18 protein-coding genes are annotated in these 17,178 nt (G+C 61.4%); 6 read left to right on the top strand and 12 right to left on the bottom strand.

What is annotated here, in order from left to right; genetic code table 11:
* Window positions 1–87 precede the first annotated feature (87 nt).
* The 4 genes from ACSQ26_RS26950 to ACSQ26_RS26965 all read right to left on the bottom strand — a co-directional run bounded on the left by ACSQ26_RS26950 (window position 88) and on the right by ACSQ26_RS26965 (window position 4,827).
* Complete coding sequence (locus ACSQ26_RS26950) at window positions 88–618, bottom strand: RNA pyrophosphohydrolase (protein ID WP_436014428.1); 531 nt, start codon at window positions 616–618, stop codon at window positions 88–90.
* A 298-nt stretch (window positions 619–916) separates the two neighbouring features.
* Complete coding sequence (locus ACSQ26_RS26955; RefSeq protein ID WP_436014430.1) at window positions 917–2,107, bottom strand: divergent polysaccharide deacetylase family protein; 1,191 nt, start codon at window positions 2,105–2,107, stop codon at window positions 917–919.
* A 55-nt stretch (window positions 2,108–2,162) separates the two neighbouring features.
* Window positions 2,163–3,497, bottom strand: coding sequence for a S41 family peptidase (locus tag ACSQ26_RS26960; protein ID WP_436014432.1), 1,335 nt, complete (start codon window positions 3,495–3,497; stop codon window positions 2,163–2,165).
* Window positions 3,487–4,827, bottom strand: coding sequence for a murein hydrolase activator EnvC family protein (locus ACSQ26_RS26965; RefSeq protein ID WP_436014434.1), 1,341 nt, complete (start codon window positions 4,825–4,827; stop codon window positions 3,487–3,489). Before ACSQ26_RS26965 ends, ACSQ26_RS26960 begins: the two co-directional genes overlap by 11 nt.
* 213 nt (window positions 4,828–5,040) lie before the next feature.
* On the opposite strand from ACSQ26_RS26965, the gene ACSQ26_RS26970 reads away from it, so the two are divergent.
* A complete protein-coding gene (locus tag ACSQ26_RS26970; RefSeq protein WP_436014436.1) occupies window positions 5,041–5,757 on the top strand; it encodes a hypothetical protein in 717 nt (238 codons plus the stop codon).
* 1 nt (window position 5,758) lies between these two features.
* On the opposite strand, the gene ACSQ26_RS26975 is transcribed toward ACSQ26_RS26970, so the two are convergent.
* The 4 genes from ACSQ26_RS26975 to ACSQ26_RS26990 all read right to left on the bottom strand — a co-directional run bounded on the left by ACSQ26_RS26975 (window position 5,759) and on the right by ACSQ26_RS26990 (window position 8,785).
* Complete coding sequence (locus ACSQ26_RS26975; protein ID WP_436014438.1) at window positions 5,759–6,223, bottom strand: hypothetical protein; 465 nt, start codon at window positions 6,221–6,223, stop codon at window positions 5,759–5,761.
* Window positions 6,224–6,396: 173 nt separating this feature from the next.
* Window positions 6,397–6,879, bottom strand: coding sequence for a 23S rRNA (pseudouridine(1915)-N(3))-methyltransferase RlmH (gene rlmH / locus ACSQ26_RS26980; RefSeq protein ID WP_436014440.1), 483 nt, complete (start codon window positions 6,877–6,879; stop codon window positions 6,397–6,399).
* A 104-nt stretch (window positions 6,880–6,983) separates the two neighbouring features.
* Window positions 6,984–7,427, bottom strand: a complete 444-nt coding sequence (rsfS, locus tag ACSQ26_RS26985) for a ribosome silencing factor (RefSeq protein WP_436014442.1) — start codon at window positions 7,425–7,427, stop codon at window positions 6,984–6,986.
* A gap of 146 nt (window positions 7,428–7,573) precedes the next feature.
* A complete protein-coding gene (locus ACSQ26_RS26990) occupies window positions 7,574–8,785 on the bottom strand; it encodes a ubiquinone biosynthesis hydroxylase (RefSeq protein ID WP_436014444.1) in 1,212 nt (403 codons plus the stop codon).
* A 93-nt stretch (window positions 8,786–8,878) separates the two neighbouring features.
* On the opposite strand from ACSQ26_RS26990, the gene tesB reads away from it, so the two are divergent.
* The 5 genes from tesB to ACSQ26_RS27015 all read left to right on the top strand — a co-directional run bounded on the left by tesB (window position 8,879) and on the right by ACSQ26_RS27015 (window position 13,431).
* Window positions 8,879–9,763 (top strand): acyl-CoA thioesterase II, encoded by an 885-nt coding sequence (gene tesB, locus ACSQ26_RS26995; protein ID WP_436014446.1) that lies wholly within the window; start codon window positions 8,879–8,881, stop codon window positions 9,761–9,763.
* 221 nt (window positions 9,764–9,984) lie between these two features.
* Window positions 9,985–10,335, top strand: coding sequence for a P-II family nitrogen regulator (locus ACSQ26_RS27000; protein WP_436014448.1), 351 nt, complete (start codon window positions 9,985–9,987; stop codon window positions 10,333–10,335).
* A 31-nt stretch (window positions 10,336–10,366) separates the two neighbouring features.
* On the top strand, window positions 10,367–11,806 hold the full coding sequence (locus tag ACSQ26_RS27005; RefSeq protein ID WP_436014450.1) for an ammonium transporter: 1,440 nt from the start codon (window positions 10,367–10,369) through the stop codon (window positions 11,804–11,806).
* A gap of 219 nt (window positions 11,807–12,025) precedes the next feature.
* Window positions 12,026–12,994 (top strand): endonuclease/exonuclease/phosphatase family protein, encoded by a 969-nt coding sequence (locus ACSQ26_RS27010; protein WP_436014452.1) that lies wholly within the window; start codon window positions 12,026–12,028, stop codon window positions 12,992–12,994.
* Complete coding sequence (locus ACSQ26_RS27015; RefSeq protein ID WP_436015487.1) at window positions 12,994–13,431, top strand: YqaA family protein; 438 nt, start codon at window positions 12,994–12,996, stop codon at window positions 13,429–13,431. Before ACSQ26_RS27010 ends, ACSQ26_RS27015 begins: the two co-directional genes overlap by 1 nt.
* Window positions 13,432–13,644: 213 nt before the next feature.
* Here the strand turns inward: ACSQ26_RS27015 and ACSQ26_RS27020 are convergent, their stop codons facing one another.
* The 4 genes from ACSQ26_RS27020 to ACSQ26_RS27035 all read right to left on the bottom strand — a co-directional run bounded on the left by ACSQ26_RS27020 (window position 13,645) and on the right by ACSQ26_RS27035 (window position 17,079).
* Complete coding sequence (locus tag ACSQ26_RS27020; protein WP_436014454.1) at window positions 13,645–13,971, bottom strand: low molecular weight protein tyrosine phosphatase family protein; 327 nt, start codon at window positions 13,969–13,971, stop codon at window positions 13,645–13,647.
* Between the two features lie 3 nt (window positions 13,972–13,974).
* Window positions 13,975–15,201: an AGE family epimerase/isomerase gene (locus tag ACSQ26_RS27025; RefSeq protein WP_436014455.1), complete on the bottom strand. Its 1,227-nt coding sequence runs from the start codon at window positions 15,199–15,201 to the stop codon at window positions 13,975–13,977.
* 71 nt (window positions 15,202–15,272) lie between these two features.
* The gene (locus tag ACSQ26_RS27030) at window positions 15,273–15,863 is read right to left on the bottom strand and encodes a cation transporter (RefSeq protein WP_436015488.1); all 591 of its coding nucleotides are present in this window, start codon (window positions 15,861–15,863) and stop codon (window positions 15,273–15,275) included.
* Window positions 15,864–15,906: 43 nt separating this feature from the next.
* Window positions 15,907–17,079 carry a M20 aminoacylase family protein gene (locus tag ACSQ26_RS27035; RefSeq protein WP_436014457.1) on the bottom strand — a complete coding sequence of 391 codons (1,173 nt, stop codon included), beginning with the start codon at window positions 17,077–17,079 and terminating at the stop codon, window positions 15,907–15,909.
* Window positions 17,080–17,178: the final 99 nt, after the last annotated feature.

Below are 17,178 nucleotides of genomic sequence, written 5' to 3' on the forward strand. Positions count from 1 at the left end.
CGGTGCGGTGTCATGGGGGATGGCAATCACTTCTAATAAGATTTTCGTGAGCGGCTTGTTCCCGTTTCCTCAAGCAAATTCCGGCAATTAAGCCTGGGTGCCGGAAAGGTGGCGGAATTCGGCGACGACCCGGTCATAGACGTTGCGCTTGAAGGACACGATCAACGCGGGCAAGTCCTCCATCGGCTTCCAGGCCCATTCGTCGAATTCCTGCTCATGCCCGCCCGGCGGCGGCGCGATCTGGATTTCGCTGTCGTTACCGTTAAAGCGGAACGCGAACCAGGCCTGCGTCTGGCCGCGATACTTGCCCTTCAGTCCGATGCCGATCAGTTCCGGCGGCAGGTCGTAGTTGATCCAGCCCTTTGTGCGTCCCAGCAATGTGACCGTCGTCATGCCGGTCTCTTCGTAGAGTTCGCGGTAGGCGGCCTTTTCAGGGTCCTCGCCCTTGTCGATCCCGCCCTGCGGCATCTGCCAGAGTTGCGGCGAGCCGTCATATTCCGAATTGCCGATCGGCGTGCGCCGTCCGGCCCAGACCAGGCCCTCGCGATTGAGCACCATGATGCCGACGCAGGGACGATAGGGCAGGTCTTCAGCGCGGATTTTTTTGGATTTAGTCATGGGCAGTTCCTCGAATAGGGTCGGCACTTGAATAATCGCCTGCATTGACTTTGCACAATAGGATTCACCCCTCACCAACTTCGGCCAAGGGTTCGCTACGCTCACCCGGCCTTCGTATCCTCTCCCGCAAGGGGAGAGGTAGGGTGCCTCAAGCTCGACCTTCATTTGAGGCGGGGCCGCGCCACGAGTTTTACCTCTCCCCTTGCGGGAGAGGATAGCAAGCCCGCATGAGACAAAGTCGAATGCTTGGGCGCGCTTGGTGAGGGGTGAATTTGCGTGGCAACGGGGATCCAAGTTCCTAGTTCGGCACATCCGCCAGCACCGACACGCCGACAATCTCTATCCCGCGTCCACCTGCCTCGCGCGCCCATTCCGTCACCGCATCCACACTCTCGTCAAATGCCGAGGCCACGCCGATGGCCGAGCCGTTTTTCATTGCCACGCGCTCGAGTTCATCGAGCTTCTTGAGCACCGAAGCCTTGCTGACCTCCTGGTCGAGGACGACATCGGCGAAGGCATGCGGTGCGCTGAAGGCCTTGGCATAGGTGCCGGACAGCGATTGCGCCGAGGAACCATCGTCGAGGAACAGCAGGCCACGGCCGGCGATATCGCGCATCACGGGCTCCAGCGCCGGAGCATCGGCCAGAAAGCGGCCGCCGAGATAGTTCATGATGCCGGTGTAATTGGTCATCTTGCCCATCGCCTCGTGCAGCCGCTTGATGTTCCTCGCCTCGGAATCGGTATGCAGCAGCGTCAGCTGGCCGGGATTGTTGTCGGGGTAATCGAAGGGTTCGAGCGGCACCTGCAGCAGGATTTCGTGGCCGCCGCGGCGCGCCTCCGGCATCCAGCGAAACAGCGAATTGCCGGTTGCGGCAAAGGCGAGCGTAATTTCCTCGGGTAGGGTATTCAGCGCCCGCTGGGTGCCGGTCTGGCTCAGTCCCAGGCCGCCAATGACGATGGCGATGCGTGTGCCGCGCGCGCCCGACCATGGCCGGGCGTAGCGATCGACCGGCCGCGTGCCGTCAGTGGCGACGATGGGCAGTTTGCCGTCCGGAGTGCCCTCGATCAGGGCTTCGTCGGGAAGGGCTGCGGTGCGCTCGTCCTGGGCGCTTTGCGCCGTTGCGTCGATGACGACGGGGCCATCCTTGTCGCGGTTCTTCGGCGTGAACTTGGTGACGACCGAGCCGTCGTCCATCACCTGGCGATCGATATTGGCGCCATCATGCGGCCGGGCACGGACCAGCTTGTCGGCCTGGCTGGCATCCCTGGCCTCGGGCTGTTCGCCCACGACCTGCTCGACAGGCTTGACCTCGACGCCGGCTACTTCAGGCTTTTTGAGGTTTTCCTCGGGCCGCATGGCGACATAGAGCGACAGGCCGACGAGGAATATGCCGCCGAAAACGGCAATGAACCGGACAAGAGAAAAGAAGCCGGGCGATGGTCTCGCCGGCTTCCGGTTTTGTCCCAGTGGCGTATTGATGCCGCTCAATTGGCCGCCTGCACTCGATATGAGAAACGTGGCGGGTCGCCCCGCCGCGTGATTATCACAGCTTCTTCTGCTCGACCTCGACGGCCTTCTTCTGGTCCGGCGGGAAGGCTGCGTTGATTTCCTGGCCGCGCAGCAATTTGAGCGCGGCGGCAAGCTGCACGTCGTCCTTCGGATCCGGCGGCACATAGGCCTGCGAACCCGAACCCTCGTCATTCTCGTCCTGGCCCTTGATGTGGCCCTTGAGCGAGGATTCGGCGGTCTTTTCCATCTTGCCCTGCAGTTCAGCAGGGATCGGCTGTTCGACGACGATATCAGGCGAGATGCCGATGCCCTGGATCGATTTGCCCGACGGCGTGTAATAGAGCGCCGTGGTCAGGCGCAGCGCGCCGGAATCGCCGAGCGGGATGATCGTCTGGACCGAGCCCTTGCCGAAGGACCGTGTGCCGAGAACCGTGGCGCGCTTGAGATCCTGCAATGCGCCGGCAACGATTTCGGATGCCGAAGCCGAGCCGCCATTGGTCAGGATGATCACCGGCTTGCCGTTGGAAAGGTCGCCTTCGGTTGCCGTAAAGCGCCGTGTTTCGCTTTCGATGCGGCCGCGGGTCGAGACGATTTCGCCCTTGTCGAGGAAGGCGTCGGAGACATTGATCGCCTGGTCGAGAAGGCCGCCCGGATTGAGGCGCAGGTCGAGCACGAAGCCCTTGAGCTTGTCGTTCGGCACTTGGGCCTGGATCTTCTCGATGCCCTTCTTCAGGTCGTCATAGGTCTTTTCGGTGAACGAGATGACGCGGAGATAACCGACATCGCCCTCGACGCGGACCTTGACCGCCTGCACCGCGATGATGTCGCGCTTCAGCGTAATATCGATCGGCTTGTCGGCCCCCTTGCGGATGATCGTGAGCGTGATCGGCGCACCGACCTCGCCGCGCATCTTGTCGACCGCTTCCTCGAGCTTCAGGCCGCGCACATCGGCGCCGTCGATCTTCGAGATCAGGTCGCCGGCCAGCACGCCGGCCTTGGAGGCGGGCGTGTCGTCGATCGGGGTGATGACCTTGACCAGGTCCTGGTCCATCGTCACTTCGATGCCGAGACCGCCGAACTCACCCTTGGTCTGGGTGCGCATGTCGTCAGCATCCTTGGCATTCATGTAGCTCGAATGCGGATCGAGCGACGACAACATGCCCGAGATCGCGGATTCGACCAGCTTCTGCTCATCCGGCGGCGTCACATATTGGGCGCGCACGCGTTCGAAGACCTCGCCAAAAATGCTCAGTTCCTTATAGGTCGAGGAGCCTGCGGCATTGGCCGGAATGCCGGCCGCATAGACGCCGACCATGGCGGTAGAGCCCAGAAGCGCGCCGAGAAGCACAAGAGAAGTTTTACGTAGCATTGCGTGCCTTTCCGAGGTCTTTGGCGGACCACCATGGTCGCGAATCGACCGGTTTTCCATCCTTGCGAAATTCTATGTACAGTGTGGGCCGCTCGGTTTCCAGATGCATGCCCGCCGCACTTGCGATTCTCTTTTCACCCATCGTGCCGAGGGGTTCTCCCGCCACGGCGAATTGTCCCTGTCTTGCGGTCACCGAATCCATGCCCGACATGACGATGTGGTAGCCGTCGCCCGCATTCATGATGATCATCTGACCATAGCTCCGGAAAGGGCCGGCAAACATGATCCAACCATCGGCGGGTGCGGTCACCACCATTCCCGATTTGGCCGCTACGGTAATGCCCTGGGCAGGGTGTCCTGTCCCGTCGTCATCACCGAAGGCACGCAATACGTCGCCGGCCACCGGCAGGTCGAGCTTGGCTTTCAACACCGAAAACGCATATGCGGGCGCAATACGGTTTTTGTCGGGCAAAGCGGGGTCCGCGTCAAGCTTGGCGCGCTCCGAAGGGGTCAGTTTCTGGCGTTTGGCCTCTTCGGCCTTCGCCGCTTCGGATGCAGCTTTTGCCGAGGAAATCTCGCTTTCGAGCGAGGAAATCAGGCCTTCGAGGCTTGTCGCACGGGTTGCCAGTTCCTCGGCCCGCTTCTTCTCGCTGTCGAGTTCGGCGCGGTTCTTCACATTCAGTTTATCGTTCTCGGCGGCGAGCAGCGTCATCTTCTGCTCTTCCTCGATCGCCGAGGCCATGGTGGTCACGTATTTCTGCCGCTCGGCGGCGATCTCGGTCCGGAGGTCGGAGAGCGATTTCAGGTCGGCTGCCAGCTTCTCCGTCTCGCCACGGATACCGGGCACAACGGCGCCGAGCAGGATGGCGCTGCGCACCGAGGACAGCGCGTCGTCAGGCGTCACCAGCAGCGCTGGAGGAGGGTTGCGCCCCATGCGCTGCAGCGCGGCCAGCACTTCCGCCAGCAGCCCGCGCCGCTGATGGAGCGAAGCCTTGACGCCCTTTTCCCGAGTGGCCAGTCCGGCCAGCCGGTCCTCGTTGGCGATCACCTGGCGCTCGAGATCCTTGCGCTTGGCGGCGGACGCCACCAGCGCCTCGCGCAGGCCGGACGTGGTCTTCTCGACGTCGGCGATCGAGGCTTCGAGGCTCGCCGCCCGCGCCTTGGCGTCGGCAATGGTCCTGGCCAGTTCGCGGAGTTCGCTCTCGGTGGCATTGCGCTTGATGGTCAGCACGCCGATCTGGCCGGTCTCGGTCGGGATCGGGTCCATTTCCTGCGGCACGGCAACGAGCGGCGACAGGCTGGCAATGCCGAAGGCGGCCGCCGCCGCCATAAGCACATATCGTCTTCGCCACACCGTGTTTTGCTTCGTCAAAGGCACACTCGCACTATCGGCGCCAAGTTAAGCTGATTTGCGGCAAAGGGGAATGGGCGTCAGATCGACCGCAAACTTGCAAAAAGCTAAATTCCGACGGATCGGATTAGGTGAAATTTTCAACCATTGCGCGATAAACCCTCATAGGCTGTATGAGGCGAAGGTAATTCCATGTCGATTTTCGGCGAATCCCGGTTGGGCCGCATCGGATATATCGTGATCATCCTCTTGATGCTCGGCTTCGATTTCGCCAAGCAGCCGATCGAGCGCTATATCGTGCGCCTGCAGGATGCGACCGCGGAGGAGCTGCTGAAGCCGCGCAAGGTCACCAGCGACGGTTCGGCCGATGTGTCCATGATCAAAGGCCGCCCGATGCCGTTCATGATGCAGGCACACGAGGATATCGTGCGGGACATCGTCAAATCAGGCCGCAAGTACAGCAAGAAGGAACTCGAGGCGGTGATCAGCGCGCGGCTGAAAGAGACACCACTGTCCTTCATGCCCAATCATGACGCGCCGAAGGAAGTCGTCGATCTCGCCAACCGTCATTCGGCGCTCACCGCGCTTTATCCAGCGGCGGTCATCGCGATGACGGCGATCACGATCATCACCTTGCTCTGGATGGTTTCGGCGCGGCTGAGGGATATCGGCTGGCCGCAATTCTGGCTGTTTGCGATCGCGCCGGTCTTCCTGCCGCGTTTCATCGCGCTGCCGCTGCCGGCAGACGTCGTGCAGGTGCTGGGCTGGGTCTTCTATGCCGGGATCGCCGTTCTTGCGCTTGTCCCGCCCGGCGGTTTCGCCTCGGGGTCGCCGCCGCCGGCGACTGGCGCGGTCCAGCCCGTGACGGTTCGGCGCCAGTCTGGTCAGTTCGGTAGATTGGGAACGTAGCTTATCGATCCGGCTGCTTCGGATGTTCGCGTGTCAAAGACGTCGCGACTTCTTCGGCGACGATCTCGAGCGGTCGTCTGTATATCTTTTTAAACAGAATGTGCGCCATGGCGTCGCCGCGCTGGCCGATGCCGGCACAATCGGCCTTGTAGTTCATGACATCGCCTCTCTCCCACGGCGCGTCCGAGCCGATAATCACGATGCGCCACGCGCATGCGGCGACCTTGTTCACCTTCACGGCGCCGTCGCATCCGAATCTGAGGCAGAAGGCGACGTTGCGTTGCGATGCGTAGTCTCCGCGGTGCGCTTTGGTCCAGTCATGGCTGAACTGGCCCCGCTGCACCTTGCAATAGGGGATATCCTTGGCGGTACTGCACGACCTTAGCTGAGGGTTCACGCCTTGCGCCGATGCCGGTAAGCTCGGCACCAATGACAAGGCGATGCACAATCCCAGAAATCTCATCATACTACCGCCAGTTTTGCGCCGCCGGCGCACTGGGAGATGCCACTGTGGGCCCTCCTTCAAGCTATCCATTTCCAAAGCTTAGAGCCTCTTGCATTGAAATGGAACCGGTTCTGTTGGCTCAAGCGGAGTCGCATGTTTGACCGGCCTCGTCCGGGTCGCGGCCGGCGCGCTGATCAGGCGCGGTGATACGGATGCCCCGACAATATCGTCACCGCGCGGTACAATTGCTCCCCCAACATCACCCGCACCAGCTGATGCGGCCAGGTCATCTTGCCGAAGCACAGCATATGCGTTGCCTTGGAAGTCAGCGCCGGGTCCAGCCCGTCCGGCCCGCCGATGGCGATCACCAGCTCGCGCTTGCCCGCATCGCGGATGCCGCCCAGCAGTTCGGCGAAGGCGGGACTGTCAAGCGCCTTGCCACGCTCGTCCAGCAGGATCAGCACGGCGCCGTCGGCCAGCATCTTTTCGAGCGATACCGCTTCCTCGCGCTTGCGGGTTTCCGAATTGCTGGCACGGCTTTCATTGATTTCGGTGATCTTGGCGAGTTCGAGCCCAACAGCGGGGCCGGTCTTGGCAAAACGGTCGAGATACCGTTCGGCAAGCTCTTTTTCGGGCCCGGCTTTCAGCCTGCCCACCGCGAATAGAGAAATCCGCACGATGGGCACCTCGATTTCGGACCAAATTTCTCACCACGAAAGGAATGACCTTTCGAGATGCTTTTGTCGCAGTTCATCCGCCTCGAAAAGCAGATGAGATACGATCAGTGCAGCGTTCCCTCGTCCATATCCGGCGCGGCCCACATCTTTTCGAGATTGTAGAATTCGCGGATTTCCGGGCGGAAGACGTGAACGATAATGTCACCGGTGTCGATGAGCACCCAGTCGCCGGTCTCAAGGCCCTCGATGCGGGCATTGCCAAGGCCGCCGGCCTTGATGTCGTCGAGCAGGTGTTCCGCAATCGCGGTCACATGGCGATTCGAGCGCCCGGAGACGACGACCATGTAGTCGCCCAGCGCGGATTTGCCAGCTATGTCGATTGAGGTGACGTTTTCAGCTTTTGAGTCTTCGAGGCTTTCGAGGACCAGCTTGAGAGCGTTGGCCGCAGCGTCTTCGCTACGCTCCATGCTCCGGGAGTATGCGTATGACGCCACTCCTTTCGCGTGTACTGTTGTCAGAGAATTGTCCTTTCTATCCTTAACAGTCATGCACCCGGCGCAATCGCCCCGGATGGTTAAAGATAGTCATCAAACCTTAAAACTTTCAAGACAGGCGGGTTAACTATTTAGCTTCATTCGTTAACCCGGCAAGCCTCGCGCAAGGAAGGGGCTTTAGCCAATTCGCCCTCGCGGGTTCAGGGCATCTCGCCGCCCAGCAGTTTCGGGTCGGCGCCGGTCGCGATCGAGGCCTGCTTGATGAAGAAATTCTTCAATCCCGGCATGCGGTCCACGACACCCAATCCGAAATCCCGCGCGATGCGGATCGGCGTGATATCGTTGGAGAACAGCCGGTTCAGCACGTCGGTGGTCACCCCCATGCGGAACGTGTCGAAGCGCCGCCAGGACTGATAACGTTCCAGCACGTTGAGCGCGCCGATATCGAGGCCGAGCCGGTCGGCATCGACGATCGTCTCGGCCAGCGCCGCGACATCCTTGAAGCCGAGATTAAGGCCCTGGCCGGAGATCGGATGGATGCCATGCGCGGAATCACCGGCCAGCGCGACGCGATTCGCCACGAAGGCGCGGGCCAGCGTCAACCCGAGCGGGAATGCCCGCCGGCCGCCAACGGCGCGGATCGGTCCGAGCTTGTGGCCGAAGCGGCGCTCCAGCTCCTCCTCGAAAACGAGATCGTCGGCGGCGACCAGCTTGTCGGCATCGGCCGTCCGTTCGGTCCAGACCAGCGACGAGCGGTTGCCGGGGAGCGGCAGCACGGCGAAGGGGCCGGCCGGCAGAAAGTGCTCTTCGGCGACGCCGTCATGCGGGCGCTCATGCTCGACGGTCGTCACGATGCCGGACTGGCCGTAATCCCAATGCACGGTCTTGATGCCCGCAATGTCGCGCAGCCTCGACTTGGCGCCGTCGCAGGCGACCAGCAGCCGGGCCTCGATCGTCTCGCCTGTCGAGAGCTTCGCGCTGACCGATACCGGCCCGGCGGAGAATGTCTCGACGCTGGTCGAGAATTTCAACTCGACGCCGAGTTCCTTTGCCGCCTTGAGCAAGGGGCCGACCATGGCCGGATTGGGAATCATGTGGGCAAAAGGCTCGTCCTTGCCGACTTCGCCATCGAATGTCAGGAAGACCGGCCGCACCGGATCCGATGTCCTGGAATCGGTGATGATCATCTTGTTGATCGGCTGGGCATGCGGCAGCATTTCGTCCCACAGGCCGAGCGCGGTGAGCATGCGCGAGGCGGCCGCGGCGATCGCCGAAGCCCGGCCATCCCGCTGCCAGGCTCCATCCGGCGCGCCATCCGCCACCATGATCTTGAGATGCGGCGCCGCCTTCTTGATCGATACAGCCACCGAAAGCCCGACATATCCGCCGCCCGCGACCAGAATATCCAGCATGGCCAACTCCTTGAATTTTCCCGGCTTGCGGCCGTTGTGCCGGGGAGTATAGAGGAAGTCCAATCGTGACGGAACTATGGAGAGAAGCCCAAAATGCCGCGCCCCGACAATGCCCTTTCGGAAATGCAGAAGCTCGTCGGTATTCTCACGCTCGAGAAAATCGAGGAGAATCTGTTTCGTGGGCGAAGCCCGGATTCAAGCTGGCAGCGGGTGTTCGGCGGGCAGGTGATTGCCCAGGCGCTGGCTGCGGCCAACCAGACAGTGGTCGAGGATCGGTTCGTCCATTCGCTGCACAGCTATTTTCTCCGGCCCGGCGACCCCACGGTGCCCATTCTCTATGAGGTGGAGAGGATCCGCGACGGCGGCAGTTTCACCACCCGCCGGGTGGTGGGCATCCAGCACGGCAAGCCGATCTTTACCTTGTCGGCATCCTATCAGGTCGATGAAGCAGGCCTTTCGCATCAGATCGAAATGCCCGATATTCCGCTGCCGGAGAATCTGCCGCGTCCGGAAGAGCTCTACGAGACCTATCTGGAAGATGCGCCGGAGCATGTGCGGCGTTTCTGGCTCCGCGAACGGCCGGTGGAAATCCTGCCGGTTTCGATGGAGCATTATGTCTCCGACAAGCCGCTGCCGCCGGTCCAGCACATCTGGTTCAAGGCGAATGGTCAGGTGCCCGAGGAGCGGGCGATCAAGTCGGCCGTCCTCGCCTATCTCTCCGACCTGACCCTGCTCGACACGACGCTCTTTCCGCATGGGATGTCGATCTTCGACCGGTCGATCCAGGGCGCCAGCCTCGACCATGCGATGTGGTTTCACGACACGCCCGATTTCGACGAATGGCTGCTCTATACCCAGGACAGCCCCTTTTCAGGCGGCGCTCGCGGCCTCAGCCGGGGTTCGATTTTCAGCCGCTCGGGCAGGCTGATCGCCTCGACCGCGCAGGAAGGTTTGATTCGGAAACGTGCAACTGATTAATCTCTGCGCATTTTTTGGATTCTGCACAAATTTTACTCAGTCTATGTTTCAAGGCGTGCCCGTTTTTTAGAACCTCTATTTTTCTTCGTTAAATTTCAGCTACTTAATCTCCAGATCCGAAACTGGCACGGGGCTTGTATTCAAGATGCAAGTCACGGGAGGGCGAACATTTCCCGCGATCACGCCAAAGGCGGTCACCCGCCGGAATTATTCGTCAAAGGATGGGAAACCAGATGAAAATAGTGATGGCTATTATCAAGCCGTTCAAGCTGGATGAAGTGCGCGAAGCGCTCACCGCTGTCGGCATCCAGGGCCTCACCGTAACCGAAGTCAAGGGTTACGGCAGGCAGAAGGGGCATACGGAAATCTACCGCGGTACGGAATACGCCGTCAGCTTCCTGCCGAAGCTGAAGATCGAAATCGCCGTGTCCTCCGAACTCGTCGACAAGACGGTCGAGGCGATCGCAGGGGCCGCCAAGACCGGCCAGATCGGCGACGGCAAGATATTCGTCTATTCGATTGACCACGCCGTTCGCATCCGCACCGGCGAAACCGATTCCGACGCGCTCTGACGGCCGCACATTTGCAGGGGAGTTCTACCTGATGTCACTTTCGAAATTTACCAATCCAATAAGCACAGCCTGGCTGACGCTCGGCGTGATGCTGGCGCCGGCCATTGCCTTCGCGCAAACCGCGACAACACCGGCCGCGACAGATGCCGCAGCGCCCGCCGCGCCGGTTGCCATGACCATGGACAAGGGCGACAATACCTGGATGCTGGTTTCCTCGGCGCTGGTGCTGTTGATGACGGTCCCGGGCCTCGCGCTCTTCTACGGCGGCCTGGTGCGCGCCAAGAATATGCTGTCGGTGTTGATGCAGGTTCTGGTCATCGCTGCCTCGGTGTCGCTGATCTGGATCATCTACGGCTACTCGATGTCCTTCACCAACGGCGGCAGCATGAACAGCTTCGTCGGCGGCTTCTCGAAGATGTTCCTCAATGGTGTGACGACATCGTCACTGGCGGAGACCTTCACGAAGGGCGTGGCAATCCCCGAACTCACCTTCGTGATCTTCCAGATGACCTTCGCCTGCATCACGCCCGGCCTGATCGTCGGCGCAGTCGCCGAGCGCATCAAGTTCAAGTCGATGATCCTGTTCGCGCTCCTCTGGGTGACATTCGTCTACTTCCCGATCGCCCACATGGTCTGGTTCTGGGGTGGCCCGAGCGCCTATGGCGATCCTTCCGGTCTCATCTTCTCGTTTGGCGCGATCGATTTCGCCGGCGGCACCGTCGTTCACATCAATGCCGGTATCGCCGGTCTGGTGGGCGCGCTGATGCTCGGCAAGCGCATCGGTTTCCAGAAGGAGATCATGGCTCCGCATTCGATGACCCTGACAATGGTCGGCGCGGCCCTGCTTTGGGTTGGCTGGTTCGGCTTCAACGCCGGCTCCAATCTCGAAGCCAACGCCTATGCGTCGCTTGCCTTCATCAACACCTTCGTTGCCACCGCTGCGGCGGCTGTGTCCTGGTGCCTGGTTGAAAGCCTCATGCGTGGCAAGGCCTCCATGCTCGGCGCCGTGTCGGGTGTTGTCGCGGGCCTCGTTGCGGTCACGCCAGCCGCCGGTTTTGCCGGTCCGCTCGGCTCGATCGTCCTCGGTCTCCTCGTCTCGCCGCTCTGCTACTTCTTCGTCAGCGCGGTGAAGAACAAGTTCGGCTATGACGATAGTCTTGACGTCTTCGGCATCCATTGCATCGGCGGCGTCTTCGGCGCCATCATGACAGGCATCCTGGTCAACCCCGCACTCGGCGGTGCCGGCGTCGTCGATTACTCGACCGCCGATTTCGCCGCCGGCTATGCCGGTACCGCGACCCAGGTCATGAGCCAGTTGAAGGGCGTTCTCGTGACGCTGCTCTGGTCCGGTATCGGTTCCGCAATCCTCTTCAAGGTCGTCGACCTGATCTTCGGCCTGCGGGTTTCGCCCGAAGCCGAACGCGAAGGTCTCGACCTTTCGGCGCACGGCGAAGCCGCCTACCACAGCTAAGGGGCTTGCGGCGCGGAACAATTTCCGCGCCGCTGAACATCCCGTCGCGGATTATGATCCACATATTCCGCCCTTGGCCCGGCAAGCAATTGCCGGGCTCTTTTTATGGGGGCTGCCCAATTGCCTCATCATGTCCCTGACAGTATCGCTTGCCAGTAGCCCTGTGCGCTGCAATATGTGCTCGCGTCGGGCAGCCGTGTCCCGCCCAGAGGAAATTCGATGCCCGCGATCCTTGGTGCCGTTGCCGCCGCACTCATTGCATTGACGATTTCGGTGAAGGCGTTGGGCGGCGAATATTGGCTGGTCGATCTGGTCACCTTCTTCTGGCCGGTGGTCGCACTTTTCGCCGTCGTTCTGCTGCTCGCGACGTTTTTTGCGCCCGGCAAGGTCTCCAGGCTTCTCGCGATTATCGCGGTTGCGGCGACCCTCTATCCGATCTTCGCGCTGCCGCCGGCGCCGGATGCCACGGCGGGCAACCGGCTCAGGGTGCTCACGGCCAATCTTCTCAACGAGAACCGCGACACCGCCGCGTTCGTCGCGCTGCTCACGCGTGAACAGCCGGATATCGTGGTCACCCAGGAAACCCGAAACCTTTTCGTGGATGCCGTCCGGGGCTCCGGGCTCTATCCGTTCGAAAGCACGGGAACGGCGTCGGCGAATGACGACAAGAAGGTGTTTTCCCGCTACCCGATCCGCGAGCAGGCACAGATCAGCGACGCGCCCGGCACGCCCCCGCTGAGGCGCCATCCCATGCGCCTGGTGATCGACGGACCCGATGGCCCGATCATCCTCTACGCCATCCATCCGGATACTTCGCGCAGCCTCCGTCAATGGCACAGCAGAAATGCCTATCTCGACCTGCTCGCCAACGCCGTTCGCCGGGAAGCCGACAATGCCGCTGTCATCGTGGCGGGCGACTGGAACGTGCCGGCCTATTCCGTGTTCTTCGACCGCTTCTTCGAAAAGACCGGCTATCGTTTCGCACGGCCCGGCTGGTACCTGCCGGTGACCCGCTTCTGGACGCGGGCCAAAAGCTTCGTCTATTTCGGTTCAACCATCGATCACGTTGCGGTTTCGCCGCAGCTGCGCGTGACAGACTGGCGCCGGGGCCGCGATATCGGCTCCAATCATCTGCCCGTGATCGTTGACATCGCCATGCCGGCCGGCCATGCGGTGGCGCTCAATTGATTGCCGATGCCGCTGCTTATTTCGGGCTGTTTCTTGCCGCACTCGCCGCCGGTTCCATCGTGCCGGTGCCGTCGGAGGCAGCACTCGTCGCGCTGCTCCTGACGTCGGACGATCCGGTCTGGATCGCTGTTGCCGTCGCCACGGTGGGCAATGTGATCGGCTCGATGATCAACTGGACCCTGGGGCGCGGGATCGAGCGGCTGCGCGGAACCCGTTGGTTTCCGGTCTCCGAGGTGTCGATCGAGCGGGCGGGACGCTGGTATCATAAATACGGCCGCTGGTCGCTGCTGCTCAGCTTCGTGCCCATCATCGGCGACCCGCTGACCATCGTCGCCGGCGTGATGAAGGAATCGCTCTGGTTTTTCCTCATTGTCGTGACGATCGCCAAGCTTGGCCGCTATGTCACCGTCGCTGCCCTGACATTGAGTGGAACCTGACGCGGCGTCAGCTTCGGCACCCGGAGCAGATGCACCCAAAAAAAGTCAGCGATATTGCCGTCTTACCCCCCTTACTTGGGATGGCCTAACTTCGCGGAGAATGTCATAGACGGGATGCCGAGCGGACGACTGACGTCGTGGGCGCTCTACCCCAATCAGCGCTATCCTGCAGCCCTGCAAGGATCGCTCGGCTAGTCTTCCCTTCACGCTTGATCAAAGGTATCGCGGCACTCTTGCCTCGAGCAGCTTCACCAGTGCCGGGTCCATGAAGTCGTAGTCGTCCGGTATGTTAAGGCAGATGACGCGTTTGTTGTTCAAGTGCTTCTTGAATTTGCGCCGGACCTTATTCAAATGGCTCTTCTCCATCACGAAGATCACGTTGGCCCATTCGACAAGTTCGCCATCCACGGGTGTCACGGCGTCGTTGTTGGTGCCCGCCGACATGGCCTCGACGCCGGGAAATTGTGAGAAGACCTGTTCAGCGGTCGGGCTGCGCAGCTTGTTCTGGCTGCAGACGAAGAGAAGGTTCTGCTTCTTCAAGAACTACGTCTCCTGGCTGTCGATGATCCCCTTGGTGACCGATCCCTCGGCGGGATAAAGCGGAATCAGGCAGGCCTGCAGCGCGTGATAGATGTCGCCCTTGCCGGCGAAGATCGTGTGCGCGGGCTTGAGATCCTCGCTCAGTTCCTCGTGCCAGCCGCCATGCTTGCGATCGAGGAAATGCGCGGCGATCGTGTCCCAGATCAGCCGATAGCTGCTTTCGTGCATGTCGGATGGCACATGGCCGTTGAGGAAGGCGCCGGCGCCGGCGGCCTCGGCCATCGGCCACCAGAGCTTGGAGCGCTTGGCAGGTTGGTCATCCCAATCGAGCGTATAGAAGAAGCCGCCTTGTCTGTGATCCCAACCAAGCGCCATGGATTGGGCGAAAAGCTGTTCGGCCGCTTCCGGCATCCAGGTCTTTTCCTTGCCGCCCAGCGCGTAGAGCTGCAGGATCAGCCGCGCCCATTCCAGCCAGTGGCCGGGCGTGGTGCCGGAGGGGCGGAACATCTCGTTGCCGCGATAATCCTTCAGTAGGTTCCAGTTCTCGTCGAAATGCTCGCCGACGCGGAAACCCGTCTCGCGCGCCTTGCGATTGATGATGAGATCGGCGATTCGCTCGGCGCGCTCGAGATAGAGGTCCTCGCCGGTCGCCTCATAGGCCGACATCAGGGCCTCGGTCAGGTGCATGTTGGAGTTCTGGCCGCGATAGCCGGGGATCGGTGTCCAGTCCGGCTCGAACTCCTCTGATATGGCACCATGCTCGTCTTCCCAGAATTTGGTTTCGAGGATCTCGGTCACGTCGTCGATCATCTCGTCGGCTAGGGGATGCCCGACCAGCGATGCCGAAGAAGCGGCAAGCAGCACGAAGGCATGGCCGTAGCCCTGCTTGGTCGCGTCCTTCGGCCCGTCATTGCCCATGGTCCAGAAATAGCCACCGTGCTTGCGGTCACGATGGTGATTCCACAGATAATCCATGCCGTGGTCGATCAGCTGCGAACAACCCGGCCGGCCGAGCAGATGGCCGATCACCATGCAATGGACCATGCGCGCCGTGATGTGGATGCCGCGCGCCGGATCGTCGCCGCCAAGCGGATTGCCTAAATCGTCGAATTCGTAGAACCCGCCCTTCGGGTTGATCGAGCGATGCTGGAAGAATTCGAACAGGCGATTGGCCTCGCCAGTCAGCCAGTCGCGATGGGTGGCGAGAGAGATCCAGCTTTGAGCGGTCATGGTGTTAATCCCCGGTAAGAATGACTTGCCTATGCGATCTCTCTGCCGGCCCTTCGGGCGGCCTTCCTGATTCATGCTGCGGCGTTATGCTCTTCTTTCGCCGCTTGCCACACTTCCCTCGCCGCGTCCAGATTCATGGCTGCGATTGCAAAGCCGACGATCAGGTCAGGCCATGCGGCATGCCAGAGATACGCCGTCACCAATCCGGCAGCGATGATTGCAACATTGGCAAAGGCGTCGTTGCGTGCCGACAGGAACGCGGCCCGCGTCAGGGAACCGCCGGCATGGCGGTATGCGGCCAGGAGATAGGCGCAACCCAGGTTGACCGCCAACGCGCCGAGTCCTGCGAGTGACAAGGCAAAGGGCGCAGGCGGAAGGGGATTGAAGAACTTCTGCCATGCGATCCACAGGAAGGCCAGAGCCGGAGCGAGCAGTATGGCCGCCATCGCCGCACCGACCCGAGCACGATTCCTGGCCGACCACGTCATGGCAAAGAAGATGAGGATATTGACGGAAGCATCCTCGAGAAAATCGGCGCTGTCAGCCAGCAGCGAGGCGGAGCCGATGGCCAGCGCGACGCCGAACTCCACCCCAAAATAGGCCAGATTGGCAAATGCGACGATCATCACGGCGCGTCGCAGGCCGGAACCCAAGTCTGTCATGGCTGAGAAGCTAGCGGAACGGATTCCGCCTGGCAAACACTGTTCAGGCCGCGAGATCCGACAGCCTGCTTTCGGCAAGCCGCACCCAGTAGGAGACGCCGTGCGGAATGACCTCGTCGTTGAAATCATAGCTCGCATTGTGCAGCGAGGCGGTGTCGCCATTGCCGATGAAGATGAAATTGCCCGGCCGGGCGTTCAGCATGTAGGAGAAGTCCTCGCCGCCCATCGTCGGATTGATGTCGGGATCGACATTGACCAGTCCCGCCACGTCGCCGGCGGCATTGAGCGCCACGCCCGTCTGCTCGCCGTGATTCCTGGTCACGGGATAGCCGGTGTGAATCGAGACCGATGCTTCGGCGCCGAGTGCTGCGGCCATGCCTTCGGCGATTTCCCTGAGGCGCTTCTTGGAGAGTTCCCGCATTTCGGCATTGAGCGTACGGATCGTGCCGGCAAAGCTCGCCTCGTTGGGAATAACGTTGGATGCGTCGCCGCCTTTCAGGATCGTCACCGACAGGACGGTGGACTGGAGCGGATCGACATTGCGGGACGCTATGGTCTGGAGCGCGGTGATGATCTGGGCTGAGATCACCACCGGATCCACGCCTTGGTGCGGCATGGCGGCATGGCCGCCGCGGCCGCGCACGGTGACGTTGAACTCGTCGGTCGATGCCATGATCGGCCCGGAGCGCGTGGCGAATTTCCCGAGTTCCAAGCCCGGCAGGTTGTGCATGCCATAGACTTCGGAAATGGCGAATCGCTCCATCATCCCGTCCTGGACCATCTCGCGGCCGCCGCCGCCACCTTCTTCCGCCGGCTGGAAAATCACCGCGATGGTGCCTGCGAAATTGCGTGTCTCGGCGAGGTATTTCGCCGCACCCAGCAGCATGGCGGTGTGTCCGTCATGGCCGCAGGCATGCATCGTTCCCGCTGTCTGCGACGTCCATTGCTTGCCGGTCTTTTCAGTGATCGGCAGCGCGTCCATGTCGGCGCGCAGACCAACGGTGGCGCCCGCGCCGCGATTGCCCTTGATCAGGCCCACGACGCCGGTGCGCCCAAGGCCTGTCACGATCTCGTCGACCCCGAATTCACTGAGCTTGGCCTGGACGAAGCCTGCGGTCTTGACGACGTCGAAACCCAATTCCGGCATCTGGTGGAGTTCGCGGCGCCAGGACGTGATTTCGTCATGCATCTCGCTGGCACGGTTTATGATCGGCATTCTCGCTCACCTGTCATGCGCATTGCAAAATGCCGGGTTTCCCGGCAAAATCTTTCCAAGGCATCTGCCATTTCTCTGCCATATAGGCTAAATATGGCC

Origin of the sequence: Rhizobium sp. LjRoot254 (assembly GCF_964254105.1) — a bacterium.
Classification (GTDB): Bacteria; Pseudomonadota; Alphaproteobacteria; order Rhizobiales; family Rhizobiaceae; genus Rhizobium_E.